Annotated in this window: 13 protein-coding genes and 1 pseudogene; 5 read left to right on the forward strand and 9 right to left on the reverse strand. The window is 60.5% G+C overall.

Translation table 11 applies throughout. The features are described from left to right. Positions 1-6: 6 nt before the first annotated feature. Genes FAA97_RS03100 through cysG form a run of 3 tightly spaced genes read right to left on the reverse strand, consistent with a single transcriptional unit; the run spans position 7 to position 3,454 of the window. Positions 7-1,680, reverse strand: coding sequence for a nitrite/sulfite reductase (locus tag FAA97_RS03100; protein ID WP_136597053.1), 1,674 nt, complete (start codon positions 1,678-1,680; stop codon positions 7-9). A gap of 15 nt (positions 1,681-1,695) precedes the next feature. Next, positions 1,696-2,010, reverse strand: coding sequence for a DUF2849 domain-containing protein (locus FAA97_RS03105; protein WP_136597054.1), 315 nt, complete (start codon positions 2,008-2,010; stop codon positions 1,696-1,698). 1 nt (position 2,011) lies between these two features. Further along, the gene (gene cysG / locus FAA97_RS03110) at positions 2,012-3,454 is read right to left on the reverse strand and encodes a siroheme synthase CysG (protein ID WP_136597055.1); all 1,443 of its coding nucleotides are present in this window, start codon (positions 3,452-3,454) and stop codon (positions 2,012-2,014) included. 252 nt (positions 3,455-3,706) lie between these two features. On the opposite strand from cysG, the gene FAA97_RS03115 reads away from it, so the two are divergent. The 5 genes and pseudogenes from FAA97_RS03115 (at position 3,707) to FAA97_RS21220 (ending at position 6,809) form a co-directional block, all read left to right on the forward strand. After that, positions 3,707-4,306 (forward strand): deaminase, encoded by a 600-nt coding sequence (locus tag FAA97_RS03115; RefSeq protein ID WP_168800904.1) that lies wholly within the window; start codon positions 3,707-3,709, stop codon positions 4,304-4,306. A gap of 51 nt (positions 4,307-4,357) precedes the next feature. Beyond that, positions 4,358-4,738, forward strand: a complete 381-nt coding sequence (locus FAA97_RS03120) for a VOC family protein (protein ID WP_136597694.1) — start codon at positions 4,358-4,360, stop codon at positions 4,736-4,738. 14 nt (positions 4,739-4,752) lie between these two features. Further along, positions 4,753-5,586, forward strand: a complete 834-nt coding sequence (gene mazG / locus FAA97_RS03125; protein ID WP_136597057.1) for a nucleoside triphosphate pyrophosphohydrolase — start codon at positions 4,753-4,755, stop codon at positions 5,584-5,586. Between the two features lie 72 nt (positions 5,587-5,658). Then, positions 5,659-6,039, forward strand: a pseudogene (locus tag FAA97_RS21215) (FAD-dependent oxidoreductase); the annotation flags it as partial. 203 nt (positions 6,040-6,242) lie between these two features. Next, the gene (locus tag FAA97_RS21220) at positions 6,243-6,809 is read left to right on the forward strand and encodes an FAD-dependent oxidoreductase (RefSeq protein WP_246041358.1); all 567 of its coding nucleotides are present in this window, start codon (positions 6,243-6,245) and stop codon (positions 6,807-6,809) included. Here FAA97_RS21220 and bchJ read toward each other — a convergent pair. The 6 genes from bchJ to trkA form a co-directional block, all read right to left on the reverse strand. Further along, a complete protein-coding gene (bchJ, locus tag FAA97_RS03135; RefSeq protein WP_168800905.1) occupies positions 6,724-7,446 on the reverse strand; it encodes a bacteriochlorophyll 4-vinyl reductase in 723 nt (240 codons plus the stop codon). The genes FAA97_RS21220 and bchJ overlap by 86 nt on opposite strands. After that, positions 7,433-9,058, reverse strand: a complete 1,626-nt coding sequence (gene bchE / locus FAA97_RS03140) for a magnesium-protoporphyrin IX monomethyl ester anaerobic oxidative cyclase (protein WP_136597059.1) — start codon at positions 9,056-9,058, stop codon at positions 7,433-7,435. The genes bchJ and bchE overlap by 14 nt, the downstream gene beginning before the upstream one ends. Positions 9,059-9,143: 85 nt before the next feature. Beyond that, entirely contained in the window at positions 9,144-10,550 is a 1,407-nt protein-coding gene (gene hflX, locus FAA97_RS03145) for a GTPase HflX (RefSeq protein ID WP_206109964.1), read from the reverse strand. Continuing rightward, positions 10,546-10,797, reverse strand: coding sequence for an RNA chaperone Hfq (gene hfq, locus FAA97_RS03150; protein WP_136597061.1), 252 nt, complete (start codon positions 10,795-10,797; stop codon positions 10,546-10,548). Before hfq ends, hflX begins: the two co-directional genes overlap by 5 nt. A 109-nt stretch (positions 10,798-10,906) precedes the next feature. Continuing rightward, a complete protein-coding gene (locus tag FAA97_RS03155; RefSeq protein WP_136597062.1) occupies positions 10,907-11,770 on the reverse strand; it encodes a D-amino-acid transaminase in 864 nt (287 codons plus the stop codon). An 8-nt stretch (positions 11,771-11,778) separates the two neighbouring features. Then, positions 11,779-13,155, reverse strand: coding sequence for a Trk system potassium transporter TrkA (gene trkA, locus FAA97_RS03160; RefSeq protein WP_136597063.1), 1,377 nt, complete (start codon positions 13,153-13,155; stop codon positions 11,779-11,781). Positions 13,156-13,183: the final 28 nt, after the last annotated feature.

The following is a 13,183-nucleotide window of genomic DNA, read 5'->3' on the forward strand; positions in this document are numbered from 1 at the left end:
CCAGTCTCATGCGGCTTCGACAGAGGCACTGCCGTAAAGCGCGTCCTTGAATGGCTTTGGGCCGACCCGACGATAGGCTTCGAGGAAGGTTTCCTTCGGATCGCGGCGCAGGCCAAGATAGGTATCGACGATCGTCTCGACGGCGTCCGTTACCTTTTCCGGCTCGAAGCCGCGTCCGATGATTTCGCCAATCGACGAATTCTCGTCACCGGAGCCACCCAGCGTGATCTGATAGAGTTCGGCCCCCTTCTTCTCGACACCGAGCAGGCCGATATGGCCGACATGGTGGTGGCCGCAGGCATTGATGCAGCCGGAGATCTTGATTTTCAGTTCGCCGATTTCCTGCTGGCGCTCCAGCGAGCCGAAGCGGGTCGAGATTTCCTGTGCGACCGGAATGGACCGTGCATTGGCCAGCGCGCAGTAGTCGAGCCCGGGACAGGCGATCATGTCGGTGATGAGGTTCGAATTGGCTGTCGCGAGGCCGGCCTTTTCGAGCGCCTGGTAGAGCGGATAGAGATCGCCCTTCGCAACATGCGGCAGGATGAGATTCTGCTCGTGGCTGACGCGGATCTCGTCGAAGGCATAGCGCTCGGCCAAGTCGGCGACGAGATCCATCTGCGCATCGGACGCGTCGCCCGGTGTGCCACCGATCGGCTTCAGCGAGATCGTCACCATGCCGTAATCGGGATGACGATGTGGCTGGACGTTCTGATTGACCCAGGCGGCAAAGGCCGGATCCGCCTTCTGGGCGCGCGCAAGCGCCTCCCAGCCCTCTGGACGGGCCGTGAGCGCGGGCGGGGCGAAATAGGTCTCGATGGCACGGATATCGCCTTCCGGCAGCTTCAATTCGCCATCGCGGATCTCGGCAAATTCGGCTTCCACCTGACGGGTCAGTTCCTCGACACCAGTTTCGTGGACCAGGATCTTGATGCGCGCCTTGTACTTGTTGTCGCGGCGACCATGCAGATTGTACACGCGCACGATCGCTGTGATGTAGGTCAGAAGATCGGCTTCCGGCAGGAAGTCGTTGATCTTCTTGGCAATGAGCGGCGTGCGGCCCTGGCCACCGCCGACATAGACGGCAAAGCCGAGTTCGCCCGCCTCGTTCTTCTTCAGATGCAGGCCGATGTCATGCACCTGGATCGCGGCGCGGTCCTTTTCGGCGCCGGTGACGGCGATCTTGAACTTGCGCGGCAGGAATGAGAATTCCGGATGCAGCGAAGACCACTGGCGGAGGATTTCGGCATAGGGCCGCGGGTCGGCGACTTCGTCGGCGGCAGCGCCGGCGAAATGGTCGGCCGTCACATTGCGAATGCAATTGCCAGAGGTCTGGATCGCATGCATCTCGACGCTTGCGAGATCGGTCAGGATATCAGGCGTGTCGGAGAGCTTCGGCCAGTTGTACTGGATGTTCTGACGGGTGGTGAAGTGACCATAGCCGCGGTCATACTTGCGGGCGATATGGGCCAGCATGCGCATCTGCTTCGAATTCAGCGTGCCATAGGGAATGGCAACGCGCAGCATATAGGCGTGAAGCTGAAGATAGACGCCGTTCATCAGGCGCAGCGGCTTGAACGCGTCTTCGGCAAGTTCACCCGACAGGCGGCGAGCAACCTGATCTCGGAACTGCTCTACGCGCGCCGATACGAAGGCGTGGTCGAATTCGTCATAACGATACATGTCTTACCTCAGGCCTTACGCCGCGATGAATGCCGGGTCGGCATAGCCGTGCCCTTCTGCATATGCAATGGTCGGGCCTTCCGCCCGGATACGTTCGCGCAGGCGCAGCGGGCGCAACTTGCCATCCTTTTCCTCGATCTCAATGACGTTCACATCGACGACGAGATTGCTGGCGAAGGCCTGTTTGCCGGCGGCTTCGAGCGCCTCGACAGCTTCTGCGTGGCGGGCGACGAAGGCGTCCTGCAGACGCTCGGTCCACTGGCCGCTGGCGTCCAGCCATACGGCGATGCCGTCGGTCAGTCGGTTTGCTGTCAGAACCTTGTCTACCATGTCAAATCCTCTGCGTTTCCAGTTCAGCCGTCACGCGCGCACCCAAAGGCTCGGAGCGGCTGAAATCGGCGCCGGCGACAGCGTCGCCGATGATGACCATGACCGGACCTGTCAGCTCCGTGCGAACCTCCAGGCCTGGCAATTCCTTGAGCGTCCCGTGCAGCAGGCGGCTGTCGCGGCGCCCGGCATTTTCGACGACCGCAACAGTCGTGTCTTCGGCGAGGCCGCCTGCCATCAGGCGTTCGGCGACGGAGGCTGCGACCGTGCGGCCCATATAGACGGCGACGGTGGCACCCGACAAAGCAAGCGTGGCCCAATCGGGCAGCACATTGCCCTGCAAGTCATGGCCGGTCGTGAAGACGAGCGACGAGGACACGCCGCGGAGCGTCAGCGGCAGCTCAAAATCAGCGGCCGCGGCGAGCGCTGAGGTGACGCCGGGAACGATCTCATAAGCGATGCCGGCGTCGCGGAGCGCCGCCATTTCCTCGCCTGCCCGACCGAAAATCAGGGGATCGCCAGACTTCAAGCGCACGACACGCTTGCCGGCCTGGCCGAGTTCGACGAGCAATGCGTTGATCTCGCTCTGGGATTTGGAGTGGCAGCCCTTGCGTTTGCTGACAGGGATGCGCTCGGCGTCACGGCGGCCCATGTCGACCACTTCGCGCGGCACCAAAGCATCATAGACGATGGCGTCGCACTCCATCATCAAGCGATGGGCGCGCAGCGTCAAAAGATCTTCGGCACCCGGGCCTGCACCGACGAGAAACACCCGGCCTTCCAGACGGTCGGCGGCAACGCCTTTCAGCAGGCGGGTGGCTTCCCGGCGCGCGAGACTGATCTCGTCGGATTCGACGTGGTCGGCGACCGTTCCCTTGAAGAAGTCGCGCCAGAAGAGGCGGCGCGGGGCGCCACGCGGCACCAGACGATCAACGGCGCGGCGATAGGAGTTGGCCAGGCGACCGAGCTTGCCAAGCGAACGGGGCAGCAGTCGGTCAATGTCGGCGCGGATCATCTGGGCGAGAACCGGGCCGACCCCTTCGGTGCCGATGGCGACAGCGATCGGGGCGCGGTTGACGAGCGCAGGTGTGTAAAAGTCGCAATAGTCTGGCTGATCCACGGCGTTGGCTGGGATGCGGGCCGCGCGGGCTGCCGCGACGATCTTACGGTCGAGAGCGCCCTCACCCGTCGCCGCAAAGACCAGGCGCGCACCTTCCACCTGCGCGGGGTCAAAAGCCTCGGCGATCTGAAAGATCGCGTTCGCGGCAAGGTAGGCCGCGTAGTCCGCTTCCGGGGCATCGGCATAAGCGACAATGCGGGCCTCGGTGTTCTTCAGCAGACGCACCTTCGCATAGGCCTCATCACCGTTCCCAAAAACGGCGGCGACCTCACCTTCGACCTTGAAGAAGGCCGGAAAGACCGAAAGCTGTTTGTCCTGCTGCGTCATGAATCATCCGATGGCATTCGGTCGCACTATCGCCGTTACATCAGCCAATTTGAAGAAAGATGAATCCCCTCTCTCTCCAGGTCCGGTATTTCTTTCCTAGCCGATGCACAGTTGCGAGCAAAAGTGACCGTGTCGCGGGAACGCGGTGTTGAACCTGGCTGAACAGACCGACGGCACCGGAAAACTTGGTGACTGCAGATCATTTTTCTTCCAGTGACGGCGCTCTAGCGGATAGGATCGCTTTGCGCACGAATGGAGGTGCAAGTGACGTCTTTCCAACTGACCCGTCGACTGCTCGACGTGATCGAACACGATATCCTTCCCCTCACCGAACGTGGCGTGTCGCTTGGCAACAAGGTGTTCGGTGCTGCAATCCTGCGCAAGTCCGATCTTTCGCTCGTGCTCGCGGAAACAAACAACGAGCTCGAAAATCCGCTCTGGCACGGCGAAGTGCATACGTTGAAACGTTTCTACGAACTGGGCGAGCGACCGAACACCAAGGACCTGATCTTGCTCTCGACGCATGAACCCTGCACCATGTGCATGTCGGCGATCACCTGGGCGGGTTTCGACAATTTCTACTATTTCTTTAGCCATGAAGACAGCCGCGACGAGTTTGCGATTCCGCACGATTTGAAGATCCTGAAGGAAGTCTTCGGCCTCGAACCGGGCGGCTATCGGCGACAGAATGCCTTCTGGCTCAGCCATGCGATGATCGAGATGGTGGCGTCGGCTGATGACGGCGAGCGGCCTGCCCTTTTCGAGCAGGTCAGCCGCATTAGGGCCGCCTATGACCGGCTTTCGGGAGCTTACCAGTCGACAAAGCAGGACAATGACATACCGCTTAACTGACTTTGCCTGATGCCGCTCGGCCTTGTCACACAGGATTGCCCCCGAATGTCGATGATCGACCACATCTCGCTCGCTACCGCCGACCTCGGCAAGGCCCGCCGTTTCTACACCGCAGCGTTCGCGCCACTCGGCGCAGTCGAGGTGGCTGTGACAGATGTATCGGCCGGCTGGGCGATTGATGGATCCGATGACTTCTACGTCAACCTTGTTGCTCCGGAGACGATCTCAAATAATCCAAAGACCCACTATGCGTTCTCTGCCCCGTCACGCGCGGCGGTCGACGCCTTTCACGCGGCAGCGCTGGAGAATGGCGGCACGGATGATGGTCCGCCGGGGCTCCGACCGCAATATCATCAGAACTACTATGCGGCCTTCGTTATCGATCCCGATGGTCGTCGTATCGAAGCCGTCTGTCATCGCGCACCAGACTAACCAAAGGCATCCGCATGCAATCCTCCAAAGACATCAACCGCCTCATCGAGATCATGGCGGCCCTGCGTCACGCTGAAACAGGCTGCCCTTGGGATATTGTCCAGACCTTCGAAACCATCAAACCCTACACGATCGAAGAGGCCTACGAAGTCGCCGATGCCATCGAGCGGCGGGATCCGGACGATCTTTGCGAGGAGCTCGGCGATCTCTTGTTGCAAGTGGCCTTTCACGCCCGCATTGCCGAGGAAGAGGGGCTGTTTTCGTTTGGTGACGTCGTTGAGGCAATCACGCGCAAAATGATCCGGCGGCACCCGCATGTGTTTGCCCGGTCTGACGCCGACACGCCGGAGGCGGTGAAGGCACAGTGGGATGCGATCAAGCAGCAGGAAAAGGCTGACCGCAAGGCACGACGGGCAGCACGCGGCGCCGCAGCTGATCCCGATACAGGTTACCTCGGGTCTGTGCAGCGCTCATTCCCAGCCCTGACCGAGGCTTTGAAGCTGCAGGAGCGAGCTGCCAAGGTCGGTTTCGACTGGTCGGAGGCCGCACCTATCCTCGACAAGATCGAGGAAGAGATCGGCGAATTGCGGGAAGCGTTGGCAGAAAACCGGCCTGAAAAAGTGAAGGATGAGCTGGGAGATCTGTTCTTCGCGCTCGTCAATATCGGACGGCACGTGGGGGCCGAGCCGGAACAGGCTTTGAGGGGAACAAATACAAAATTTCGGCGTCGCTTCAGCTACATAGAGAAGACGCTTTATGCTTCAGGTGAGGATATCTCGGCAGCGAGCCTCGATCGGATGGAAGAACTCTGGCAGGCTGCCAAAGCCCTTGAGCGGCAGATCGGCTGATCGATCATGCAGCTTCAACGGTTTGAGGTCGCCATTGCCGGTGCTGGTGTCGGCGGACTTGCTTTGGGCACGATGCTTGCCCGTCATGGCGCTTGCGTCACGGTCTATGACCAGATGGATGCACCCCGCCCTGTCGGTTCCGGCTTCGTGCTTCAGCCGACTGGCGCGCAGGTGCTGGAGGCCATGGGCCTGCTAACGCCTGTCGCCGCGCGCGGACGGCGCATCGATCGGATGATTGGACGTTTGAAAACCGACGGCGCGCCGGTGCTCGACGTGCGCTACCGCCGAGGCGAATTCGGCATCGCCGTGCAGCGGGCGGCACTGTTTTCCACCCTGTTCGAGGCGGCGAAGTCCGCTGGCGCGCGATTTGAAGCAGCAGCAAAAGTTGCCGATGTCGATACCGGTCTTGAGCCCCGCCTCGTTTTCAACAATGGGACGAAATCGGCATCCGCCACACTTCTCGTTGATTGCATGGGCTCCAGCTCTCCACTCGGCAATCGTGCTGACAGCGAGCTGCAATACGGCGCGCTCTGGGCTACGTTCCCTTCCCAACCGATGGGCCGTTTCAGGAAAATCTGCTTGAACAGCGATATGCGCGGGCTGCCTATATGGCGGGTGTCCTGCCGGTCGGTACCGCCACGGAAGACGCCCCAGCCATGGCGACGTTCTTTTGGAGCCTGCGGGGAGCCGATTACGCCGGTTGGGTTAAGGACGGTCGCAAGGCGTGGCTGCCGCAGGTCGAGCGGCTCTGGCCGGAGGCGGTCCCGCTTGCCGAAATCGCCGAGCCGGTGCATGCGCGTTATCGCCATCTGACCCGACCACCCGTCATCGGCCGGCATGCGGTCCGCATCGGTGATGCCTGGCATGCGACGAGCCCGCAACTCGGCCAAGGGGCAAACATGGCGCTGCTTGACGCGGCGTCGCTGACCTCCGCTCTCGTCCATGCCCCGGATCTTGATGCGGCCATCCGGGTTCATCTGCGCCAGCGCCGACTGCATGTTTCAAGCTACCAGTTTCTCAGCCGGGTGCTGACGCCGTTCTACCAGTCGGATAGCCGGTTGCTGCCTGTCCTGCGCGACCATGTTATCGCGCCGATCACCACGCTTCCCGGCATCCGGGCAATCGTATCCGCGCTTGTCACGGGTGACCTGCTCGATCCTGTCGCGCGTCTGCGGCTTCAAGAAGCTTTGGCGACCGCGACCGATTTGGTTTCTCGGCCTTGATCACCCACTCGCAGAGAGCATTGCCGCGCCCGCAGCAACGGGCATGCGCGATGACGACGTGCGCTGACGTCAGAGCCTCGAACAGTCCTTTGAAGACTGCGCCGTGCCACGGGCAACCCGGTGTTGCCAGCGGATTGCCGGCAATCACCAGGGTCGGGACCGGGTGCCGCCAGCCCCGCACCCTCGCCGCGAAACGGCCGCTGCCGGAAAAAGTCCAGGCGTGGCGGGAGATGGCGGAGACGAGGGCGCGCGAGGCGATTGCCGAAGGCAAGAGCGGCAGGATCTGCCGCGCGGTTTTCGGGATCCTGTTCTTTAGAATGTACTGCGCTGTCCGGCTCCCGGCTTCAGACAGTACCTTGTCGGCTTCGCCCGCCGGCAAGGCTTGGCGGATGGCGGCAAAGAGTGCTTGGGCTTCCCGTTCGTCGATCAAGGCTTCCGGTGGCGTTTGGATGTAACGAGACAATCCGGCTGCCTCGTAGATCCGGCTGGCGGCGCCAAAGCCGTAACGCGACGACAGGACCTCGCCTGCTTGGATGATGGCATTGGGGCCGAGGCGGGCGGGCGAAGGCTCAACCGCATCTGTCCCCTTTGCCTCAACGTCGAAGAGCCTGCCAAGGCCGTATTCAGAGGACGGCATCGTGGCTCTCCGGCCCGCCGCCGCAAGCCATAACCGGTGTGGGGATGCCATCCGCCTCGCCGGCCTTGCGGGCACGCATTTGGCTTGCGCGGTCGGAGGCCGCCTGCCAGTCGGCCATCTGCGCCGGGGCGATGCGGCGGGTCATGTCAAAGCCGAAATCAACCTTGTCCTTCGATTGAGGGCCCCAGTAATTATGCTTGCCGAGATCGTAGAACTTGCGCTCGAAGCCTGCCTTGAGGAAGGCCTTGAGGCAGCCCAGCAGATAGCGGCGCCGAAAACCCTTTCCGCGCCAGGGGTAATGGAAAAGCGCCTTGATCATGTAGAAGCGACGGTAATTGTTCATCACGCGGTCGAGCAGCTCGGCGCGGTCCATGGCGTCGGGCTTCATGATCGGGGTAACGAAATTGTACTTCGAGAAGTCGAAAATCTCGACTTTATCGCCCAGTTCCTGGAAGAGCGGCGAGAAGGGCCACGGCGTATACATGGCCCAGTTGGCGAGATCCGGATTCCAGTCGCGGGCCATGCGATAGGTTTCCTCGAGCGTCTCGGCCGTCTCGTTTTCAAGGCCGACGATGAACTGCGCTTCGGTGAAGATGTCCGCTTCGCGCAGGAGCCGGATCGCCTTCTTGTTCTGTTCGACCTTGGTTTCCTTGTTGAACCGATCGAGTTTCAATTGGGCCGCGGCTTCCGTACCGAGCGAGACATGCACAAGGCCTGCCTTGCGGTATAGCGCCAGATAGTCCTCGTCACGGATGATGTCGGTGACGCGGGTGTTGATGCCCCATTTGACCTTGTCCGGCAGGCCACGCGCGATCAACTCCTCGCAAAAGGCGATGAACTTCTTGCGGTTGATGGTTGGCTCCTCGTCCGCAAGGATGAAGAACCCGACCTGGTGATCCTTGACCAGTTTTTCGATCTCGTCGACCACCTTCTTCGGATCGCGAATGCGGTAGTCGCGCCAGAACTTCCATTGCGAGCAGAAGGAACAGGTGAAGGGACAGCCGCGCGCCATATTGGGAATGGCGACCCGCACACCAAGAGGAAGGTAGATGTATTTCTCCCATTCGAGAAGCGTCCAATCGGGTTCGACGGCGTCGAAATTCTTGACGGTTGGCGCTGCGGGCGTGGCGACGATCTTACCGTCGTCGGTGGTGTAGGCGAGCCCCCTGATCCCTGCCCTCGCCTCCTTCCAGCCACCGGTTGCAAAAGCGCGGACAAGCTCGACAATGATCTCCTCGCCCTCACCGCGAACGATAACATCGACTTGGGGCGCTTCTGTCAGGACCTGCTGGTACATGAAGGTGGCATGGACACCGCCGAGCACACGCAGGGCTTCTGGGCAGACCTGCTTTGCCAACTCGAGGCAACGCTCTGCCATGTAAATTGACGGCGTGATCGCGGTACAGCCGATGATGTCAGGCTGCAGGCGGCGTAGTTCCCCGCGCAGACGGTCCTCGGACATATCGTTGGTCATGGCATCGAGGAAATGGATGTCGGTGAAGCCCGCGGATCTCAGTGCTCCGCCGAGATAGGCGACCCAGGCGGGCGGCCAGTTGCCGGCGATCTCGGCGCCGCCGGAGTGATAGTTCGGATGAATGAAGACGATGCGCATGACCACCTCCCCAAATGTGTAAATAAAAGTTGACACATTTGGGGTCGGGACCACTTGACCTGGATCAATCGGCGGAAAGCGCTCTTCAGCGCTCCCAATCTTCTTCAGGCTTTGGCTTCAATCCACCGAGCTTCCGTTCGAGCTCATTCGCCTGGCGATCGGTCAAGCGCACATCGAGGCTGACGGAACCGTCTTCATGGTCCTCGCGCTCGCTGACAACGGCGTTCTCATACAGCCAGGATATTACGGCGTGTTTGTCGGCGGGAATAGTGATCGTCGCCTCGGTGAGGACACCGGAGAGCCGTTGCGAAATTACGTCAAGCAGCGTCTCGACGCCCTCGCCGCTGATGGCGGAAACCGGCAAGACATTGTCGCGGCTGGCAGCCTTTTGCAGGAGACCATCGTGATTTTCCGGATCGAGCCGGTCGATCTTGTTCCAGACTTCCAAGATGCGCTCGGAACGTTCCTTCTCGTCGATGCCGAGATCGTCGAGAATGCGCAGCACATCCGCCGATTGGGCACGGTTGTCCGGGTCCGACATGTCGCGGACATGCAGAATGAGATCGGCTTCCAGCACCTCTTCCAACGTGGCCCGGAAGGCGGCGACGAGGTGGGTCGGCAGGTCGGAGATGAAGCCGACGGTGTCGGACATGATGACCGTGCGGCCATGCGGCAGCTTCATGCGGCGCAGCGTTGGATCGAGGGTCGCAAAGAGCATGTCTTCGGCAAGCACGCCGGCACCCGTAATACGGTTGAACAGCGTCGACTTGCCGGCGTTGGTATAGCCGACCAGCGCCACGATCGGATGCGGCACCTTGCGACGTTTGGCGCGGTGCAGCTGACGGGTACGAACGACCTGTTCCAGCTCGCGCTCGAGCTTGATGATCTTGTCCTGCAGCTGACGGCGGTCGGCTTCGATCTGGGTTTCACCCGGACCACCCATGAAGCCCGCCCCACCGCGCTGGCGTTCAAGGTGGGTCCAGGAGCGAACCAACCGACCCTTCTGATAGTTCAGATGGGCAAGTTCAACCTGCAGCGTGCCCTCCTTCGTGGAGGCTCGGCGGCCGAAAATCTCAAGGATGAGGCCGGTTCGGTCGATGACTTTTGCGCCCCATTCCTTCTCAAGATTGCGTTGCTGCACCGGTGTCAGCGGATGATCGACGATGACAAGGCCGGCGTCCAATTCATCGAGCAGCGCCTTTATTTCCGCAATCTTGCCAGTGCCGAGCAAGGTCGCAGGACGGGGCTGGTTCACCGCCACAATCAGCCCCTGAACAATCGTCAGATCGATTGCGCGGGCAAGGCCGATTGCTTCTTCAAGGCGCGCTTCGTTGGAACGGCTTGGCGCCGGCGGCGCGCCTTCCGGCAGAGGCTGAACCTTTGCCTGCTTCAACACCGGCACAAGCACAAGCGCCCGCATGTCATCCCGGGATTTTTCGTCCTCCGGGATGATCGAATCGTTCTTTGTATCGCGGCTGGTGATGATCTCAATCCTGTCCGGATGGGGCGTCGTCGTTCTCGAACATATCCATCGGCTGGCCAGGCATGATGGTCGAGATTGCGTGCTTGTAGACCAGCTGCGAATGACCGTCGCGGCGCAGGAGAACGCAGAAATTGTCAAAGGATGTCACGACACCGGTCAGCTTCACGCCGTTGATCAGGAAGATCGTCAGCGAAATCTTTTTCTTACGAACGGTGTTGAGGAAAAGATCCTGCAGGTTTTGAGAACGTTCCGCCATGGCGCCGCTTCTTTCTTTATTGCCGGTCGTTTTCGGCCGGTGTGATTATTCTTAGGTGCTGATAGGACGCAGGAAATGCCCCCGCACTCCGCCTCAGGCGAATGTGGTATCAAATCGCTGTCTTCTCCGCAACGTCGAAAAACGCCATGCGGATGCGCTCTGCCATTGCGCCAGGGTGGCCATTGGCAACGGTCTGACCATCGATTTCAACGATGGGAAAGCAGATGCTCGTTGCCGCCGTTATGAAGACTTCCCGTGCGGCCAGCATCTCGTCACGCGAGAAGCGCCGTTCAACGATATCGATCCCAAGCTTTGCGGCCACATCCTGAATTCCGGTGCGGGTGATGCCCCGCAGGATGCCGTGATCGGCGGGGCGCGTTACCAGCCTGCCATCGCCGTCGACGATCCAGACATTGGTGGCGGCACCTTCGGTCACCATGCCGTCGGCGTCGACATAGATTGCCTCTTGGGCGCCGGCTTCCTTGGCAGCCTGGCGTGCCATGGCATTGGGCAGAAGACCGACAGTCTTGATATCCACGCGATCCCAGCGGTTGTCCGGCAAGGTGATTGCCTTCAGGCCCTTGGCATTCTTTGCAGCGATAATCGCAGGGTCTGTCTGCTTGGCCGTGATGACCAGAGAGACGGGTGTCTCGGCCTTGGGATAGACATGGTCACGCCGCGCGACCCCGCGCGTCACCTGCAGATAGAACAAGCCGTTGCGCACGCGATTCCGCCGAACCACCTCTCGTATCACAGCTGTCAAAGCCGCTCTGCTCATCGGCTGCGCAATCGCCAACTCGCGGAGCGATCGATCCAGACGATCGAGGTGACGGGTCAGATCAACAATCAGACCATGGCGGACTTCGCAGACTTCATAAACACCGTCGGCGAATTGGAACCCGCGGTCTTCGATGTGAACAGCTGCACCGGCATGCGGCAGGTAGCGGCCGTTGACATAGGCAATTCTCGACATGGATGGCCTCAGAAATACTGGATGGATACGCGGAAGAGCTGTTCGACATGGCGGACCGCATCTGCCGCCGCAAAGAGCACGACACGATCTTTCGCCTTGATCTTCGTGTCGCCACTGGGCCTGATCACCATCTTGTCGCGATAGATCGCGCCAATTCGCAAGCCAGGCGGCAATTCAAGATCGCGGAACGGGCGACCGACCAGAGGCGAGGTTTCCAAGGCTTCCGCTTCGATCACTTCCGCCTTGCCCTTTTGCACGGCATAGACCGCGCGGATGCGACCCTTGCGGACATGCTGCAGCACGCGCGAAATGGTCACGGCGCGGGGGTTTATCGCAGCATCGATTCCGATCGATCCGGCAATATCGTGGAAGGACGGGTTGTTGATCAGCGCCATCCCCGATTTGCAGCCAAGACGCTTCGCCATGGCAGCACCGAGGATATTTGTCTGGTCGTTGTTGGTAAGGGTCACCATCAGGTCGGCGTCCTGGATGTCCGCCTGCTGAAGAATTGACTGATCAAGTGCGGAGCCGTGCAGCACGATTGCGTTCGGCAGCTGATCAGACACCATCAAGGCCCGCTCACGATCGCTCTCGATTATCTTCAGCCGCATCCGCGGCTGCATCTGCTCGATGGTCTGAGCAACATAGTAGCCGATATTGCCTCCGCCAGCGATGACGATGCGGGCGGCTTCCTGTTCTTCATGGCCGAAAAGGCCCAGCGTGCGGCGTGCGTGATCCTTCTGGCAGATGACATAGGCGAGATCGCCCACATGCAACTGGTCCTGCGAACGCGCCACCGTCAGTCGGCCGTTGCGATAGATTGCACAAACCGTCGCCATCAGATCCGGGAAAAGTTCGCTGAGCTGATTGAGTGGCGTATCGACAACCGGGCAATCCTCCATGCATTCGATGGCCAGCATCGCCACGGCATCGTCAGCAAACCGAACGATATCGGTCGCGCCGGGAAAGGAAATCCGGCGCAAGACCATTTTGCCGACTTCGATTTCCGGCGAAATGGCCACATCGATCGGAAGATTGTCGCGGCTGAACAGGTCCGAATATTCCGGAAGCAGATAGTTCTGCGAACGGATGCGGGCAATCTTTGTTGGAACGTTGAAAAGAGAATGGGCCACCTGGCAGGCGGTCATGTTGATTTCGTCATAGAGTGTCACGGCGATCAGCATTTCGGCTTGATCGGCTCCGGCGCGCGCCAGAACATCAGGGTGTGCGCCGTGACCGACATAGCCGCGGACATCAAGAGTCTCGGTGATGTTGTTGATCAACGAGGCCGAGGTATCGATGATCGATACGTCGTTATCCTCCTGTGACAATCGCTCGGCGATACCGAATCCAACCTGTCCCGCACCGCAAATGATGACTTTCATGCCCTAGTTCCCATGTCGGCTGACGGTC

This window comes from Peteryoungia ipomoeae (assembly GCF_004912165.1).
Taxonomy (GTDB): Bacteria; Pseudomonadota; Alphaproteobacteria; order Rhizobiales; family Rhizobiaceae; genus Allorhizobium; species Allorhizobium ipomoeae.